Annotated in this window: 11 protein-coding genes; 9 read left to right on the top strand and 2 right to left on the bottom strand. The window is 72.0% G+C overall.

The window, feature by feature from the left end:
• Positions 1-19 precede the first annotated feature (19 nt).
• Together mca and RIU97_RS15245 are read left to right on the top strand one after the other, a co-directional pair.
• Complete coding sequence (gene mca, locus RIU97_RS15250; RefSeq protein WP_404957106.1) at positions 20-901, top strand: mycothiol conjugate amidase Mca; 882 nt, start codon at positions 20-22, stop codon at positions 899-901.
• A gap of 2 nt (positions 902-903) precedes the next feature.
• Positions 904-1,137: a hypothetical protein gene (locus RIU97_RS15245; protein ID WP_383565472.1), complete on the top strand. Its 234-nt coding sequence runs from the start codon at positions 904-906 to the stop codon at positions 1,135-1,137.
• Positions 1,138-1,397: 260 nt separating this feature from the next.
• Here RIU97_RS15245 and RIU97_RS15240 read toward each other — a convergent pair whose 3' ends face one another.
• Positions 1,398-4,664 (bottom strand): tetratricopeptide repeat protein, encoded by a 3,267-nt coding sequence (locus tag RIU97_RS15240; RefSeq protein ID WP_404957103.1) that lies wholly within the window; start codon positions 4,662-4,664, stop codon positions 1,398-1,400.
• A 170-nt stretch (positions 4,665-4,834) separates the two neighbouring features.
• Between RIU97_RS15240 and RIU97_RS15235 the strand changes: the two genes are divergently transcribed.
• From RIU97_RS15235 to RIU97_RS15210, 6 genes are all read left to right on the top strand, one after another.
• Complete coding sequence (locus tag RIU97_RS15235) at positions 4,835-5,626, top strand: DUF4344 domain-containing metallopeptidase (RefSeq protein WP_404957101.1); 792 nt, start codon at positions 4,835-4,837, stop codon at positions 5,624-5,626.
• Between the two features lie 27 nt (positions 5,627-5,653).
• Positions 5,654-7,708: a thioredoxin domain-containing protein gene (locus RIU97_RS15230; protein WP_404957099.1), complete on the top strand. Its 2,055-nt coding sequence runs from the start codon at positions 5,654-5,656 to the stop codon at positions 7,706-7,708.
• Between the two features lie 255 nt (positions 7,709-7,963).
• Entirely contained in the window at positions 7,964-9,289 is a 1,326-nt protein-coding gene (locus RIU97_RS15225) for a glycosyltransferase (protein WP_404957097.1), read from the top strand.
• Positions 9,286-10,956: an ArnT family glycosyltransferase gene (locus tag RIU97_RS15220; RefSeq protein WP_404957095.1), complete on the top strand. Its 1,671-nt coding sequence runs from the start codon at positions 9,286-9,288 to the stop codon at positions 10,954-10,956. Before RIU97_RS15225 ends, RIU97_RS15220 begins: the two co-directional genes overlap by 4 nt.
• A gap of 6 nt (positions 10,957-10,962) precedes the next feature.
• Positions 10,963-12,225, top strand: coding sequence for a glycosyltransferase (locus RIU97_RS15215; protein ID WP_404957093.1), 1,263 nt, complete (start codon positions 10,963-10,965; stop codon positions 12,223-12,225).
• A gap of 23 nt (positions 12,226-12,248) precedes the next feature.
• Positions 12,249-14,690 carry a galactose oxidase-like domain-containing protein gene (locus RIU97_RS15210; protein WP_404957091.1) on the top strand — a complete coding sequence of 814 codons (2,442 nt, stop codon included), beginning with the start codon at positions 12,249-12,251 and terminating at the stop codon, positions 14,688-14,690.
• Between the two features lie 53 nt (positions 14,691-14,743).
• On the opposite strand, the gene RIU97_RS15205 is transcribed toward RIU97_RS15210, so the two are convergent.
• Complete coding sequence (locus RIU97_RS15205; protein ID WP_404957089.1) at positions 14,744-15,454, bottom strand: hemolysin III family protein; 711 nt, start codon at positions 15,452-15,454, stop codon at positions 14,744-14,746.
• A gap of 220 nt (positions 15,455-15,674) precedes the next feature.
• Here RIU97_RS15205 and RIU97_RS15200 point away from each other — a divergent pair, with 220 nt between their 5' ends.
• Complete coding sequence (locus RIU97_RS15200) at positions 15,675-17,528, top strand: phosphoenolpyruvate carboxykinase (GTP) (protein ID WP_404957087.1); 1,854 nt, start codon at positions 15,675-15,677, stop codon at positions 17,526-17,528.
• Positions 17,529-17,743 lie beyond the last annotated feature (215 nt).

Raw genomic sequence — 17,743 nt, 5'->3', positions numbered from 1 at the left:
AATCGCAGAGGATCCTGTCTTGACCGAGCAGCTTCGACTGATGGCCGTCCACGCCCACCCCGACGACGAGTCGAGCAAGGGCGCGGCCACCATGGCCAAGTACGTGTCCGAGGGGGTTCCGGTGCTGGTCGTCACCTGCACCGGTGGCGAGCGCGGCTCCGTGCTGAATCCCAAGCTCCAGGGCGACAAGTACATCGAGGAGAACATCCACGAGGTGCGCGCCAAGGAGATGGACGAGGCGCGCGAGATCCTCGGCATCGAGCAGGAATGGCTCGGCTACGTGGACTCCGGGCTTCCGGAGGGTGACCCGCTGCCGCCGCTGCCCGAGGGCTGCTTCGCACTCGCGGACGTCAACGAGGCCGCCGGGGAACTGGTGAAGAAGATCCGCGCCTTCAAGCCGCAGGTCGTCACCACGTACGACGAGAACGGCGGCTACCCGCACCCCGACCACATCATGACCCACAAGATCACGATGGTGGCCTTCGACGGCGCGGCCGACACCGAGAAGTACCCGGAGGGCGAGTTCGGCCCCGCGTACCAGCCGCAGAAGCTCTACTACAACCAGGGCTTCAACAAGCCGCGCACCATCGCCCTGCACGAGGCACTGCTCGCCCGCGGCATGGAGTCCCCCTACGGGGAGTGGCTGGAGCGGTGGAAGGAGTTCGAGCGCAAGGAGCGGACCCTGACCACCCACGTGCCCTGCGCGGACTTCTTCGAGATCCGTGACAAGGCGCTCATCGCGCACGCCACGCAGATCGACCCGGACGGCGGCTGGTTCCGCGTCCCCATGGACGTCCAGAAGGAGGTCTGGCCCACCGAGGAGTACGAGCTCGCGAAGTCGCTCGTCGACACTTCGCTCCCCGAGTCCGACCTCTTCGCGGGCATCCGGGAGAATGCGTAGCTATGAGCGCTACGCAGGCAGCACTGACCCAGCTCCTCCCGCTGGCGGGTGACACCTTCGACAAGAACAAGGTGACGCCCGGCATCCTGGGGTTCATCGTGTTCGCGGCCCTCGCCCTGGGGGTGTGGGCCCTGATGAAGTCCATGAACCGGCACATGGGCCGGGTGAACTTCCAGGAGGCCCCCGAGCCGGCGGCCCCGGCCGCCGCCCGCGGCGAGGACGCCTCCCGGGCGTAGCCCCGCCCTCCCGCCCACTGGGCACGAACCGCCGCCCCGCGGAAAGCGCGCGGGCGGCGGGGCTCGCGGTGCGCATCGCCTGGCCGGGCGTACCGGCCGCCGCGCGGACTGCCTTGCCGTGCGCACCCGCCTCGCCGTGGACGGGCCTTCCGGCCCCGTGAGGCCCCCGGCGCCGCGGCGGACCCCGCGGCGCAGCGGGGTCCCGCACGGACCCCGGCGGGACCCGGCGGCGAGTCGGCGTCAGTGGGGTCCGGGTCCGGTCACCCGGCCGGCGGGACGCCCATGATTTCCCGCGAGTGCAGGTTCGGGACCAGGCCGAGGCGCCACGCCTGCCAGCCCTCCGCCGGGTCCACGCCCCGGCCCAGGATCACCCCGTACGTCTCCAGGCAGTCCACCAGCCGGCCGTCCCGTGCGGGATGCGCCGACTGCGCCAGCCGGGCCAGCTCCGCCCGCGCCTCCTCCGGGGCGCCCGGCACCGCGTACGGCAGCATCGTGCACCGCAGGAAGCGGGCCCAGTCCTCCCCGCGCCGGTCCCCGTACGAGATGAACAGCCGCACCGCCTCCTCGCACAGGCCGAGCGCCTGCGACAGCCGCCCGTTGCCCGCGTCGATCACCGCCAGCTCCAGGCAGGTCCACGCCTCGCCGTGGGCCAGCCCGATCCGCCGGAAGTCCGCCCGCGCGTCCACCAGCAGCTGGCGGGCGAAGCCGGAGTTGCGCAGGTTGCCCGTCTGCGCCGCACGCTGGTCGCGCGTCACCCGGCCCGAGTGGTGGCGGGCGTGGGCCAGCCCGTACACGTCCCGCATCCGCGAGAACATGGTCCGGGCCCGCTCCAGCTCCCGTACCGCCCGGTCGCGCTCGCCGCTCTCCTCCAGCGCCTGCCCTAGGTAGTACTGCGTCCACGCCTCGCCGCGCGCGTCCTCCGCCTCCCGGTGCCGCGCCAGCGCCTCCCGCAGCCGCTCCACCGCCGGCCCCGGATCCCCGTCCACCACCCGCGCCCGGCCCAGCTGGGTCAGCGCCCAGGCCTGGCCGCGGTCGTCGCGGGTGCGCCCGTACAGGTCGAGGGCCAGCCGCAGCTCCTCCTCCGCCCGCGCCACGTCCCCGAACCGCAGGTGCACCTGGCCCAGCTGGAAGTGCGCCCACGCCTCGCCGTGCACGCTCTCGCTCTCCCGGTGCAGCGCCAGCGAGGCCTCCAGCAGCCGCGTCGCCTCCGCCAGGTGCGCCAGGTCCCGCTCCACCGCAGCCAGCGCGTGCAGCCCCCACGCACGGTCGCCCGCCAGCTCCGCCGGCTCCTGCAGTACGAGCGCCTCGCGGATGCGGGCCGCGGCCTCCGGCAGGTTGCCCTGGTGGTGCAGGGTGATGCCGAGGGAGACCAGGGCCATCGCCGCCCCCGCCTCCTGGTGGGCCTCCATGTACTGGTCCACCACCGAGGTCAGCGTGGTGCGCGCCTTGTCCAGCTCGCCCAGCTGGCGCGCCGCGATACCGGTACGCCACTGCACCGACCGCACCAGGCGCCCCTGCTGCCCCGTCTGTCCTTCCAGCCCCTTCTGGCCCGCCTCCACGGCCTGGGTGAGCTCGTCGATCTCACCGAGCCGGTACAGGTCCCCGCGCAGCAGGCAGAAGTCGCACAGCGCGCCGAGCAGGTCGAGCACCGCCTGCTGGTCCACCCCGTCCGAATGCCGCAGCGCCGCCGTGATGAAGCTCGACTCGTCGTCCAGCCAGCGCAGCGCCGCGTCCAGCGACACGAAGCCGTGGCCGCCGAACTGGTTCGCCCGTGTCGACATCTTCCCGTCGACCATCCGGATCACCGAGTCCGCGAGCTGCGCGTAGTTGCGGATCAGCCGTTCGTGCGCCGCCGCTGCACCGGCCCGGTCCTCGTCCTCGGCCGGCCGCCGCGCCGCGTACGCCCGCACCGCGTCGTGCATCCGGAAGCGCTGGCCGCGCACCCGCTCGATCAGCCCGGCCTCCCACAGCTCCTCCAGCGTGCGCAGCGCCGCCTGCTCCGGTACGTCGGCCAGCGCGGCCGCCGCCGCACCGCCGAGGGAGGCCCGCCCGGCCAGGGGCAGTCGCCGCAGCAACTGCCGGGCCGGCTCGGCGAGGCGGGCGTCGGCGGCGCGCAGGGCGGCCTCCACCGGGTGCGCGGCGCCGCCCGCTGCCGGGACCGCGCCGTCGCGGACCAGCGGGGCCAGCATCCGCAGGGCGAGGGGGAGCCCGCCGCTCAGCTCCACCACCTCGGCAGCGGCGAGGGCCCGCGACTCGGCGCCGGCCGGGGCCGCCCCGACCAGCTCGGCCCCGACGAGCTCCGCCGCCTCGTCCGCCGCCAGCCGCTCCACCGGCAGCTGGTACACCCAGGCCGCCAGGTCCGCGGGCAGCTCCAGCGGCTCCCGCGCCGTCACCAGCACCAGGCTCTCGGAGCGCTCCGGAACCAGCACCCGCACCTGCGCCGCGTCCACCGCGTCGTCCAGCAGGACCGTCACCGGCAGCCCCTGGAGGTGCTGGTGGTACAGCTCGCCCAGGCGCCGCACCTGCTGCTCCGCCGAGGCGCCCTCGCGGAACAGCAGCTGCTCGCGGGGCGCCCCCAGCCGGTTCATCAGGTGCAGCAGGGCCTCCCGCGTCGACAGCGGGGCCTCGCCGGGCTCCCCGACGGTGGACCCGCCCCGCAGGTCCACCACGCACGCGCCCCGGAACTGGTCCCGCAGCGCGTGCGCCGCCCGCAGCGCCAGGCTCGTGCGGCCCACCCCCGGCTCGCCGTGGAGCACCACGACCACCGGGCGGGTCTCCGTACTGGCCCGCGCCGCCTGCACCCACTGCGCGATCCGGGTCAGCTCGGCACGCCGGCCCGCGAACGGGCCCGCCGGTTCCGGGAGTTGCCCGAACGACTGCTCCAGCGCACTGCGCCGCCGGGCCTCCGCGCTGCGGTCCGTGCCGCGCAGCAGCGGAGTGGCCAGGGCCGCGGGCCGGGCCACCGGCCGCGCCGCGCGGGCCGCCGTGGCCACCGCGCGCTGCTGCTCCAGGAAGGGACGGATCCCGCGTACCTCCAGCGCCGACAGCCACTGCAGTTTCAGCTGCTCCGGCCCGCCGGGACGGCCCAGTTCACCGGCCCGCCGGTTCGCGGCCGGCAGGTGCAGGGCCGTCACCTTCGCCACCGTCGCGACCGCGCCCGCGATGCCCACGACGGCGCCGACGGTCAGGGCCGTGCCGGCCGCGACGCCGAAGGACAGGTCCGCCCCGATGGCGGCCGCCGCCGCGACCGCCGTCACGAGCGCCGCCGTCGAGGTGTTGCCGCGGCGGAAGGCCTCGCCGAGCGACTCGTCCCCGGCCGCCGCTTCGTCCAGGGCCCGTACGTACGCCTCGTACTCGGGCGCCGCACTCGCGGCGAGCGCGTCCAGGGCCTCCTTGCCCCGCGCCAGCAGCGCGGCTCTGTCCACCGCCGCGCCCGCCGCACCCTGGGCACCCGCCGCCCGGCGGGCCGCCTCGTCCACGGCTCGTCCCAGCAGCTGCTCGGCCTCACCTCGATGGCTGTCCCGCATCGGCATCCCCCTCAGAGAGCTCCGGTCGGTCGATTCCCAAGTGTCGTGCGTGAAGGACGCCAACGCGAGGGAATCTGAGCGAGATCAGAGCTAACCGGAGTGAACGGGACCGTAATTGACGGACCTTGAGAAGGCTCGGGCGGCCGGCGCGGGGCCCGTACGCTGGCCCGATGACCCTACGGTGGAGGACCCTGGCGCTGTGCGCGGCCGCGCTGGTGCCGGTGACGGCCGGATGCGCGCCGCAGGAGCCGGCGCCGGCGGACGGTTTCGCACTCCGCTACGAGAAACCGGCGGCCGCCGACCGGGCCGGGTACCGCTTCCTGCGGAACCGGGCCGTCGCCGACCTCGTACTCGCCGACCTCAACGGCTACCTCGCCCTCCCGTACGGGATCACCGTCGTCGCCCGCTCCTGCTCCGGCGAGGGCACCGGCTACGACCCCGCCGAACCGCGCATCGAGCTCTGCTACGACGACCTGGCCGAGGAGCGCGCGCTGTTCGAGCAGGCGGGCTCCCACACCTCCGACGAGCAACTCGCCGAGGTCGTACGGGAGACGCTCTACCACGAGGCCGGCCACGCCCTCGTGGACGCGCTGGACCTCCCGGACAAGGGGGCCCGCGCCGAGGAGGACGCCGCCGACGACTTCGCCCGGCTGATGCTGCTGCGCGGTCACCCGGAGGGCGAGGAGACCCTCCTGACCGCCGCCCGCGCCTACGACCTCGCGGCGGCCGCCGACCCCGTGCCGGACCCGGAGGTCCCGATGGACCTCGAGGGCCTCGAGGCCGCCGAGGACGAACACGCCCCGCCCGCCGCCCGCGCGGAAGCCCACCGCTGCGCCGTCCAAGCCGAGGCCCCCACCCGCCACCCGTCCCTCGCCACCCCGTCCCGCGCGGCGTGCGCAGCCACCTGGACCAAGGCCCGCGACGCCTGGACCCGCGACCTGGCTCCGTTCCTGCGGCGGTGATCCGATCCCGTGCGGCAGGATGGGATCATGCCGAATCGCCTCGCGAACGAGACCTCGCCGTACCTGCTCCAGCACGCCGACAACCCCGTCGACTGGTGGCCGTGGTCGCCCGAGGCCTTCGCCGAGGCGCGGGAGCGGGGTCTGCCCGTGCATCTCAGCGTCGGCTATTCGAGCTGCCACTGGTGCCACGTGTTCGAAGCCGAAAGCTTTACTGATGAACTAACCGCCGCGTACATGAACGAGCACTTCGTCAACATCAAGGTGGACCGCGAGGAGCGCCCCGACGTCGACGCCGTCTACATGGAAGCCGTGCAGGCCGCCACCGGGCAGGGTGGGTGGCCCATGACCGTCTTCCTCACCCCGGACGCCGAGCCGTTCTACTTCGGGACCTACTTCCCGCCCGAGCCCCGGCACGGGATGCCCTCCTTCATGCAGGTCCTCGAAGGCGTGCGGACCGCCTGGGTGGGGCGGCCCGAGGAGGTTGCCGAGGTCGCGCAGCGGATCGTACGGGACCTGGCCGGGCGGCAGTTGGACTACGGGAAGGCCGGCGCCCCCGGGCCCGAGGAGCTCGCGCAGGCGCTGCTCGGGCTGACGCGGGAGTACGACGCCGTGCGCGGCGGATTCGGCGGCGCGCCGAAGTTCCCGCCGTCCATGGTGCTGGAGTTCCTGCTGCGCCACCACGCCCGCACCGGGTCCGAGGGTGCGCTGCAGATGGCCGCCGATACGTGCGAGGCCATGGCCCGGGGCGGCATCTATGACCAGCTCGGCGGCGGGTTCGCGCGGTACTCCGTGGACCGGGAGTGGGTCGTGCCGCACTTCGAGAAGATGCTCTACGACAACGCGCTGCTCTGCCGGGTCTACGCTCACCTGTGGCGGGCCACCGGGTCGGACCTCGCCCGCCGGGTCGCGCTGGAGACCGCCGACTTCCTGGTCCGGGAACTGCGCACCGACCAGGGTGGCTTCGCCTCCGCGCTGGACGCCGACAGTGAGGACCCGGTCAGCGGCGCGCACGTGGAGGGCGCGTACTACGCCTGGACCGCCGCCCAGCTGCGGGAGGTGCTCGGTGAGGCGGACGGCGAACTGGCCGCCGCCTACTTCGGGGTGACGGAGGAGGGGACCTTCGAGCACGGGAAATCCGTGCTGCAGCTGCCGCAGGACGGGCCCGTGGTGGAGGCGGGCAGGCTCGCCGGCATCAAGGAGCGGCTGCTGGCCGAGCGGGGCGGGCGGCCCGCGCCCGGCCGCGACGACAAGATCGTCGCCGCCTGGAACGGGCTGGCGATCGCCGCGCTCGCCGAGTGCGGGGCGTACTTCGAGCGGCCGGACCTGGTGGAGCGGGCGACCGAGGCCGCCGATCTGCTGGTGCGCGTGCACATGGACGGCAAGGCCCGGCTCGCCCGGACCAGCAAGGACGGTCACGTCGGCCCGAACGCGGGGGTGCTGGAGGACTACGGCGACGTTGCGGAGGGCTTCCTCGCGCTGGCGTCCGTGACGGGCGAGGGCGTCTGGCTGGAATTCGCCGGGTTCCTCCTCGATCTGGTCCTGGACCAGTTCACCGCCGAGGACGGGTCGTTGTACGACACGGCGCACGATGCGGAGCGGCTCATCCGCCGGCCGCAGGACCCGACCGACACGGCCGCCCCGTCCGGGTGGACGGCGGCCGCGGGCGCGCTGCTGTCGTACGCCGCGCACACCGGGTCGGAGGCCCACCGGACGGCGGCCGAGCGGGCGCTCGGGGTGGTGCACGCGCTCGGTCCGCGCGTGCCGCGTTTCATCGGGCACGGGCTGTCGGTCGCCGAGGCGCTGCTGGACGGGCCGCGCGAGGTGGCGGTCGTCGGGCATCCGGAGGATCCGTTGCTCGCGGTACTGCACCGGACGGCGTTGCTGGGGACGGCTCCTGGTGCGGTGGTGGCGGCGGGTCTGCCGCGTGCGGCGGACGGCAGCGGCGGTGAGTTCCCCCTTCTTGCCGAGCGCACACTCGTACGCGACCTTCCGACGGCGTATGTCTGTCGACATTTCGTCTGCGCGCGGCCTACGACGGATCCGGTCGAGCTGGCGGAGCAGTTGGGCACGCTTCGTCCCTGATCCGGTCGGAGTACCGTCAATTCCGGTTGTCGTACACCAGTCCAGAAACGCGCTATTTATCTGTGCTGCGGCTGAATGTCATGTTCACTGCCTAGTCTCATGTCGTTGGTGAGTCACTGTTTCGGGAGTCACCGGAATGGCGCACTGGGGGTGCGCGCAAGGGGGAAGCGGGAGCAGCGGGCCGGGGGGCCCGCCGTGCGCTCCCGGGGGGTTTGCTGATCGCCGCCGGGGGGCGGCGGGTCTGTGGGGGACATTTTGTACACATCTGTGTTCATTGTTGTCATTTCGCTGGCGCTCTTCTGGATGGCCGCTTTCACGCTCTGGTGGCAGATGCACGCGTGGCGGACCCCCGAGGTACTCGCCTCCACCCGCTTCGACCGTCCCGACGGGGAGGGCCGCCTGGCCTTCTCCCTGCTGCTGCCCGCCCGCCACGAGCAGGCGGTCCTGGAACACACCATCGACCGGCTCCTGGAGTCGAGCCACACCGACTACGAGATCATCGTGATCGTCGGGCACGACGACCCCGAGACCGCCGCCGTCGCCGAACGGGCCGCCGCCCGCGCGCCGGCCCGCGTCCGGGTCGTCGTCGACCGCCACGAGACGAAGAACAAGCCGAAGGCCCTCAACACCGCCCTGCCGTCCTGCCGCGGTGACATCGTCGGGGTCTTCGACGCCGAGGACCAGGTCCACCCCGAGCTGCTCGCCCACGTCGACCACGCCTTCCGCTCCACCGGCGCCGACGTGGTCCAGGGCGGGGTCCAGCTCATCAACTTCCACTCCAGCTGGTACAGCCTGCGCAACTGCCTGGAGTACTTCTTCTGGTTCCGCTCCCGGCTGCACCTGCACGCCGAGAAGGGCTTCATCCCGCTCGGCGGCAACACCGTCTTCGTCCGCACCGAGGTGCTGCGCGAGGCCGGCGGCTGGGACCAGAACTGCCTCGCCGAGGACTGCGACCTCGGGGTGCGGCTGTCGTCGGTCGGCAAGAAGGTGGTCGTCGCGTACGACTCCGACATGGTGACCCGCGAGGAGACGCCCGGCTCGCTGATCAGCCTGCTCAAGCAGCGCACCCGCTGGAACCAGGGATTCCTCCAGGTCTACCGCAAGAAGGACTGGCAGCAGCTGCCCGGGCGCGGCCAGCGCTGGCTCGCCCGCTACACGCTGATGACGCCCTTCATGCAGGCCGCGTCCGGTGTGATCATCCCGCTCAACTTCGCCGTCGCGGTCTTCCTCGACGTACCGGTCGGCATCGCGATCATCACCTTCCTCCCCATGATCACGGCGATGGTGACCTTCGTGTTCGAGATCGTCGGCCTGCACGACTTCGGCCGGCAGTACGGCCTGCGCGTCCGCTTCGTGCACTACCTCAAGCTCGTCGTCGGCGGCCCCTTCTACCAGGTGATGCTCGCGGGCGCCGCGATCCGCGCCGTCTGGCGCGAGCAGCGCGGCCGCAACGAGTGGGAACTGACGAGCCACACCGGCGCCCACCTGACGGCCGCGACCGCCGCGACCGCCGCCATCCCCGCCGCAGTCTCCGCCTCCGCCTCCGCTTCCGCCGCGATCCGAGAGGACAGCCACCAGTGACCGCCACCCTGCCCACGGCCACTGATCCCAAGCCCGAGACCGAGACCCCCACCGTCCCCGCCCAGCGCAGCCCCGTCGGGGGACTCGGCGTCCGCCCCGCCGCTCCCGTCCGGCCGCTCGTGCGGTTCCGCTCCTCCCGCCCCGACCTGCTGCTGTGCGGGGCGCTGCTGCTCGTGATCCTGCTGGTCCAGGGCTGGAACATCACCAACTTCCCGACGCTGAGCGACGACGAGGGCACCTACCTCGCCCAGGCGTGGGCCGTCCAGCAGGGCGACGGCCTCGCCCACTACACGTACTGGTACGACCATCCGCCGCTCGGCTGGATCCAGGTCGCGGGCCTGACGTACCTGCCGTCCCTCTTCGTGCCCGACTGGATGACCGTCGCGCCGATGCGGTTCTCGATGCTCGCCGTCTCCGCCGTCAGTTCCGTGCTGATGTACGTCCTCGCGCGCCGGCTGTGGCTGCCGCGCTGGGCGGCCGGGCTCGCGATGGCGCTCTTCGGGCTGTCCCCGCTCGCCGTCGTCCTCCAGCGCGAGATCTTCCTCGACAACCTCGCCGTGATGTGGATGCTGCTGGCCTTCTGCCTCGCCGCGTCACCGAGCCGGCACCTGTGGCACCACTTCGGGTCCGGGCTGGCGGCCGCCACCGCCGTCCTGACCAAGGAAACGATGCTGGTGGTGCTCCCGGCGCTGCTGGTGACGATGTGGCGGCACAGCCACCGTGACACCCGCAAGTTCGCCGTCACCGGAGCCGTCACCGCCTGCGCGCTGATCGGGCTCTCGTACCCGCTGTACGCCCTCCTCAACAGCGAACTGCTGCCCGGCTCCGGGCACGTCTCGCTGATCGACGGCATCACCTACCAGATGAGCCGCCCCGGTTCCGGCTTCGTCCTCGACGCCGGCACCGGCTCGAACGGCGTGCTGCGGTCCTGGCTGTACTACGACACCGTCCTGCCCCTCGGCGGGCTGGCCGGCGCCGTCCTGCTGCTGGCGACCCTGCGCTGGTCGGTCACCGCCCGCGCGCTCGCCGGCCCCGCGCTCGCCGCCGTCATCCTCGCCGCCGTCGCGATGCGGCCCTCCGGCTACCTCCCGGCGATGTACGTGATCCAGGCGCTGCCGTTCCTCGCCCTCGTCCTCGCCGGGGGCGCGGCGAGCATCACGCACGCCGTGCTGCGCCGCCGCCGCGGCCCGGGGGAGCGCAGGGCACAGGTGTGGGCGCGCCGGGCGGTGCTCGGCGTACTCGCCGTGTCCGCCGCGGTGTACGTGCTGCCGCGCTGGTACGACGGCAACCGCACGGCGCTCACGGTCGACGCGAACGCCCCGTACTGGCAGGCCGCGGCCTGGCTCGGCAGCGAGGTCGAGGATCCGGCGCGGACCCGGGTGCTGCTCGACGACGCGCTCTGGCTGGACGCCGTGCACCACGGCTTCGAGCCGGGTCCGGGCGCCATCTGGTTCTACAAGGCCGACCTCGACCCCGCCGTCACCAAGACCCTGCCGCGCGGCTGGCAGGACATCGACTACGTGGTCTCCTCGCCCACGGTGCGCCGCGACGCGGTGGACCTGCCCACCGTGAAGGCCGCGCTGGAGCATTCGAGCGTGGTGGCCGTCTTCGGGTCGGGCGAGGACCGCATCGAGATCCGCCGGACCGACCGCACGAGTGGGAGCTGAGTCACCATGAGCGAGGACCTGTGGTCCCTCCATGCCCCGATCGATGCGGAGCTCGCCGCTCCGCAGGCCCTGACCGGCAGCGTCACCCTCATCATCCCGACCTTCAACGAGTCCGGGAACGTGGCCGAGTTGCTGCGCCGGCTCGGTGACGCGCTCCCCGGCCACCTGTCCTGCGCGGTGCTGTTCGTGGACGACTCCACGGACGACACCCCCGCCGCGATCGAGAAGGCCGCCGCCGACCACCCCTTCCCGGTGTCGGTCCTGCACCGGGAGGTGGCCGAGGGCGGTCTCGGCGGAGCCGTCGTCGAAGGGGTGCTGGCGATGGGCGAAGGGTGGGCGGACACCGACTGGATCGTCGTCATGGACGCCGATCTCCAGCACCCGCCCCACCTGGTGCCCGAGCTCGTCGGCGAGGGCGAGCGCACCGGCGCCGACCTGGTGGTCGCCTCCCGCTACATCAGCGGCGGCAGCCGGGCCGGACTCGCCGGGAGCTACCGCATCGCCGTCTCCCGCGGCGCGACCTGGCTGACCAAGGGGCTCTTCCCGCGGGCGCTGCGCGGGATCAGCGACCCGATGAGCGGCTTCTTCGCGATGCGCCGCTCGGCCGTCACGGCGGACGCGCTGAAGCCGCTCGGCTACAAGATCCTGCTGGAGCTGGCGGTGCGCTGCCGCCCGGGCAAGGTCGCCGAGGTGCCGTTCGTCTTCCAGGACCGCTTCTCGGGGGAGTCCAAGTCGACCGCGCGCGAGGGCATGCGCTTCCTCGCCCACCTCGCCTCGCTGCGCTCCGCGACCCCGCTGGCCCGCATGATCGGTTTCGGGCTGATCGGGCTCTCCGGTTTCGTCCCGAACCTGGGCGCGCTGTGGCTGCTCACCCGCGCCGGGATGCACTACCTCCCCGCCGAGATCGTCGCCAACCAGGCGGGGGTCCTGTGGAACTTCCTCCTCATCGAGACCCTGCTCTTCCGTGACCGCCGCCGGCACCGCCACTGGGCGGACCGGGTCGGGCGTTTCGCCCTGCTGGCCAATGCCGATCTGCTGCTGCGCATCCCGTTGATCGCGGTGTTCGTCGCGAGGTTCGGCATGGAGGTGCTGCCCGCCACCGCTCTCGCGCTGGTCACCACCTTCGTGCTGCGCTTCGCGGCCACCGAGGCCCTCGTCTATCTGCCGCGCAGGTCGCGCAGGTCGCGCAAGTCGCGCGGCCGGCGCACGCCGGGCCGGTCGCGCACCCCGGGCGCCCCGCTCAAGGCGGGCCGCCACTCCAGGAGTTGAGCCGCACAGAAGGGATCCTTTCCATGCGTCTGACGATCCGGCGGAGGGCCGGGCGGCGGGCCGCCCTGCTCGCCGTCGGGGCGATGACCGCGGGCCTGCTGCTCACCGCACCGCAGCAGGCCACGGCCGGTCCGCCCAATCTGCTCTCCAATCCAGGCTTCGAGACGGCCGGTCCGGCCGGCGCCGACATGCCGTCCTGCTGGTCCAAGTCCGGCTGGGGCGACAACGACTTCTCCTTCGCCACCGTGGCCGAGGCGCACACCGGCACCAAGGCGATGAAGGTCTCCCTCACGCGCCGCGTGGAGGGCGACCGCAAGGCCCTGGTCACCGAGAACAGCACCTGCGCCCCGACCGTCACGCCGGGGAAGCAGTACGACCTGTCAGCCTGGTACAAGTCGGACACCCCGGACGTGTCGGTGACGGTGTTCCGCCGTGACACGACGGCGGGCTGGCAGTACTGGACCGACCTGCAGAATCCGCCCGTCAGTGCCGCCTGGGCGCGCACGGAGGTCCGTACACCGGCCGTGCCGCCCCACACCGACAAGATCGCATGGGGCCTGTCGGTCTACGGGGTGGGCACGCTCACCACCGACGACTACGCGCTGGAGGAGGTGGGTGCGGTGCCGCCGCAACCGGCCTGCTCGGGTACGGCGGAGGAGTGCGCCAAGGGCAAGTGGGAGGTGATCCCGGCCAAGAACCCGGTGCGTTCGATGCACGCCGTCGTGCTGAATGGGGGCACCTCCCAGACGGAGTCTGGGGGAGGCAAGGTGCTGCTGATCGCCGGCTCGGGCAACGACATCGCCCAGTTCAACGCGGGCACCTTCACCTCGGCCGTCTACAACCCGGCGAACGGCACCTTCAAGACGGTTCCGACGCCGGTGGACATGTTCTGCGCGGGTCACGTGCAGCTGGCGGACGGCCGGGTGCTGGTGATGAGCGGCAACAAGGGGTACCCGTCGGCCGACGGCACGATCGGCTACCAGGGGCTGAAGGACAGCTACGTCTTCGACCCGGCGACCGAGTCCTACACGAAGACGAACGACATGAACGGCGGGCACTGGTACCCGTCGGCGACGGTCCTCGGCAACGGTGACGTGATCTCCTTCGGCGGCCTGAAGGAGGACTCCACGGGCAACGTGACCGCCGAGAGGTTCTCGGCGGCGCAGAACAAGTGGCTGCCGATGAACGAGGTCAACCAGACCTGGTCGTACTGGGGCCTGTACCCGTCGATGATCCTCATGCAGGACGGCCGGCTCTTCTACTCGGGCAGCCACACCTTCGGCAACGGCACCCCGGGCACCGGCGCCTCGATCTACGACTACGGCGCCAACACCATCACCGACGTGCCGGGCCTGCGGAACAAGGACCAGCGCGACGAGTCGGCGAGCGTGCTGCTGCCCCCGGCGCAGGACCAGCGGGTCCTCACCATCGGCGGCGGCAACAACGAGACCAACCCGGCCGCGAACCGGATCACCGACATCATCGACCTGAAGAAGCCGGGCCCCGGCTACACGGCCGGCCCGGACCTCCCGCAGGGGCTGGTCGACACGGGCGCGGGCAAGCGGCCGCAGACCGGGGCCGAGGGCAAGATGTACGTGTCGGCGGTGCTGCTGCCGGACGGCAAGGTGCTGGAGACCGGCGGCGGGCTGCACGACCGGGCCGACCCGGTCTTCGAGGCGTCCTTCTTCGACCCGACGACCAACACCTACCAGCCGGGCCTGGCCACCGACCCGATCCCGCGGACCTACCACTCGGCGTCCTTCCTGATGCCGGACGGCCGGGTCATGTCGGTCGGCGACAACCCGGGCAACGGCACCTACAACCACAACGTGTCGGTCTACACCCCGCCCTACCTCTTCAAGGGCGCGCGCCCGCAGATCACCTCGGTGATCGACACGCAGTGGGTGTACGGGGACAGGCAGCGGATCACCGTCAACCGCCCGATCGCCAAGGCGGAGCTGATCCGTCCGGCGGCGGTCACCCACTCCTCGGACCCGAACCAGCGGTTCGTGGACCTGCCGATGACCGTCGACGGGAACAACATCGACCTCAACGTGACGAGCAACCCCAACCTGGCCCCGCCCGGCTGGTACATGCTCTTCGCGGTCGACGCGAACGGCGTCCCGTCGATCGCGACCTGGGTGCACCTGGGCGGTCCGTCGGCCCTGGCGGCCGCCCAGGAGCAGCCGTCCGCGCACGAGCACTCCTTCGCGGACAAGCTGGGGCCCGCCAAGCAGAACCCGGCCGAGCGGGACTCCGTACCGGTCCCGCCCAGCGTGGCCGGCTGCGACCGGCACTACGGGACGGTCAACGTGTGCGTGCCGACCCGCTTCCCGGCCGAGGTGAAGGAGACGGCGAAGGCCCGCTGTGACTGGCTGGCCTCGCACCGGTACCCGAAGCGGCTGAAGGTCAACGGCAGCGACCCGCTGCGCCTCGATCCCGACCGCGACGGCTACGCCTGCTGAACCCGACGGGAAGGGGCCGGCCGCACGCCCGCGGCCGGGCCCCTTCCCCGGGCTCAGTGCTGGTACGCCGCCAGCGAGATGCCGACGTAGTGGGCGACGAAGGCGGCCAGGGTCAGGGAGTGGAAGACCTCGTGGAAGCCGAAGAAGCGGGGGGAGGGGTTGGGCCGCTTCATGCCGTAGATGACCCCGCCCACGCTGTAGAGGAGGCCGCCGACGATCACCAGGACCAGGACGGCGATGCCGCCGGTGCGCATGAAGTCGGGCAGGAAGAAGACCGCGGCCCAGCCCATGGCGATGTAGCACGGGGTGTAGAGCCAGCGCGGGGCGCCGACCCAGAAGACGCGGAAGGCGATGCCGGCGGCGGCCGCGATCCACACCGCCCACAGCAGGGTCCGCCCGGTGGAGGGCGGGAGCAGCAGGACGGTCAGCGGTGTGTAGGTACCCGCGATGATCAGGAAGATGTTGGCGTGGTCGAGCCGGCGCAGGATGGCCTCGCCGCGCGGCCCCCAGGTGCCCCGGTGGTAGACGGCGCTCACCCCGAAGAGCAGGCACGCCGTGAGGATGTAGACCCCGCAGGCCACCCGGGCCCGGGTCGAGTCGGTGAAGGCCATAAGCACCAGGCCGGCGACGACCACGGCGGGGAACATCCCGAGGTGCAGCCAGCCGCGCAGCAGCGGCTTTTCCTCCAGGGCGGTCTCGGCCGCCTCCAGGGCCTCGACTACCGGGGTGGCCTCGGCCGGGACGGCGGCGGGGTCAGAAGTCATGGGCGCCATGCTACCTACGGGTCCGTAGCTTTCCGTCAGTCGTCTTTACGGAAGATTGACGGACGTGGCAATGCTCACGTGAGAGGCCCTCTGGACATATGCGCACATCCACCGGATGATCAGATGAGTGCGGTCGGCACCGGATGAGCGGAGCGCGAAGCATCCGGGTCGCAGCCCCCACGGGGCAAACACCAAACACACCCCTCAACAAGGAGCAATCGTGGCGCGCGACAACGCGGCTCCCACTTCCAGTCCGACTCTTCCCACTGATCACGCGGCGCTGATCTCCTGGGTGGACGAGATCGCAGCCCTCACCCAGCCGGACCGCGTCGTCTGGTGCGACGGCTCCGAGGGCGAGTACGAGCGCCTGTGCGAGGAGCTCGTCGCCAGGGGCACGTTCAAGAAGCTCGATGAGACGAAGCGCCCGAACTCGTACTACGCCGCCTCCGACCCCTCCGACGTCGCGCGCGTCGAGGACCGGACCTTCATCTGCTCCGAGAAGGAGGAGGACGCGGGCCCGACCAACCACTGGAAGGCTCCTTCCGAGATGAAGGCCCTCTTTACTGGGGAAGGAAGGGGCTTCGCGGGGGAGCAGGGCATCTTCCGCGGCTCCATGAAGGGCCGGACGATGTACGTCGTCCCGTTCTGCATGGGCCCCCTCGGCTCCGAGCTCTCCGCGATCGGCGTCGAGATCACCGACTCCGCCTACGTCGCCGTCGCCATGCGCACCATGACCCGCATGGGCAAGCCCGTCCTGGACGAGCTCGGCACCGACGGGTTCTTCGTCAAGGCCGTCCACACCCTCGGCGCTCCGCTCGCCGAGGGCCAGGAGGACGTGCCGTGGCCGTGCAACACCACCAAGTACATCTCGCACTTCCCGGAGTCCCGCGAGATCTGGTCCTACGGATCCGGCTACGGCGGCAACGCCCTGCTCGGCAAGAAGTGCTACGCCCTGCGCATCGCGTCCGTCATGGCCCGCGACGAGGGCTGGCTCGCCGAGCACATGCTGATCCTCAAGCTCACCCCGCCGCAGGGTGAGGCGAAGTACGTCGCGGCGGCGTTCCCGTCCGCCTGCGGCAAGACCAACCTGGCCATGCTGGAGCCCACGATCTCCGGCTGGACCGTCGAGACCATCGGCGACGACATCGCCTGGATGCGCTTCGGCGAGGACGGTCGCCTCTACGCGATCAACCCCGAGGCCGGCTTCTTCGGCGTCGCGCCCGGCACCGGCGAGCACACCAACGCCAACGCCATGAAGACCATGTACGCGAACACCGTCTTCACCAACGTCGCGCTCACCGACGACGGCGACGTGTGGTGGGAGGGCATGACCGAAGAGGCGCCCAAGCACCTCATCGACTGGAAGGGCAACGACTGGACTCCGGACTCGGAGACCCCGGCCGCCCACCCCAACGCCCGCTTCGCCGTCCCGGCCTCCCAGTGCCCGACGATCGCCCCCGAGTGGGAGGACCCCAAGGGCGTCCCGATCTCCGCGATCCTCTTCGGCGGCCGCCGCGCCTCCGCCGTGCCGCTGGTCACCGAGTCCTTCGACTGGAACCACGGCGTCTTCATCGGCTCGAACATCGCCTCCGAGAAGACCGCCGCCGCCGAGGGCAAGGTCGGCGAGCTGCGCCGCGACCCCTTCGCCATGCTGCCGTTCTGCGGCTACAACATGGGCGACTACATGGCCCACTGGGTCAAGGTCGCCGCGGACAAGGACCAGGCGAAGCTCCCGAAGATCTACTACGTGAACTGGTTCCGCAAGAACGACGCGGGCAAGTTCGTGTGGCCCGGCTTCGGCGAGAACAGCCGCGTCCTGAAGTGGATCGTCGAGCGCCTCGACGGCACCGCCGAGGGCGTCGAGACCCCCATCGGCATCCTGCCGACCAAGGACTCCCTCGACCTCGACGGCCTGGACCTCCCGGCCGCGGACCTCGACTTCCTCCTCACGGTCGACAAGGAGGTCTGGCGCGAGGAGGCCGCCCTGGTCCCCGAGCACCTGAACACCTACGGCGACCACACGCCGAAGGAACTGTGGGACCAGTACCACGCGCTCGTCGAGCGCCTGGGCTGAGCCCGAGCCCGATAACGGGCCAATGAACGTGGGAGCCCCCGACCAAGCGGCGCCCACCGCTGTGGGAGCCCCCGACCAAGCGGTTCCCACCGCACGACCGGCCCGGGTGCACGAACACCCGGGCCGGTAGACGAGAGGGCGCCCGGCGGGATCTCCCGCCGGGCGCCTTCCCGCGTCCCCCTCCGCCGTCCCGCAGCTGCGCCCCGAGCCCTCCG

Origin of the sequence: Streptomyces sp. 147326 (assembly GCF_045000215.1) — a bacterium.
In the GTDB taxonomy this organism is placed as follows: Bacteria; Actinomycetota; Actinomycetes; order Streptomycetales; family Streptomycetaceae; genus Streptomyces.
The sequence above is the reverse complement of the archived record's forward strand: the minus strand, read 5'-3'. Positions and strand labels throughout refer to the sequence as shown.

Coding starts and splice junctions, on each gene's coding strand:
- RIU97_RS15245 (WP_383565472.1), top strand. CDS start 904: ATGAGCGCTACGCAGGCAGCACTGACCCAGCTCCTCCCGCTGGCGGGT.
- RIU97_RS15240 (WP_404957103.1), bottom strand. CDS start 4,664: ATGCGGGACAGCCATCGAGGTGAGGCCGAGCAGCTGCTGGGACGAGCC.
- RIU97_RS15235 (WP_404957101.1), top strand. CDS start 4,835: ATGACCCTACGGTGGAGGACCCTGGCGCTGTGCGCGGCCGCGCTGGTG.
- RIU97_RS15230 (WP_404957099.1), top strand. CDS start 5,654: ATGCCGAATCGCCTCGCGAACGAGACCTCGCCGTACCTGCTCCAGCAC.
- RIU97_RS15215 (WP_404957093.1), top strand. CDS start 10,963: ATGAGCGAGGACCTGTGGTCCCTCCATGCCCCGATCGATGCGGAGCTC.
- RIU97_RS15210 (WP_404957091.1), top strand. CDS start 12,249: ATGCGTCTGACGATCCGGCGGAGGGCCGGGCGGCGGGCCGCCCTGCTC.
- RIU97_RS15205 (WP_404957089.1), bottom strand. CDS start 15,454: ATGACTTCTGACCCCGCCGCCGTCCCGGCCGAGGCCACCCCGGTAGTC.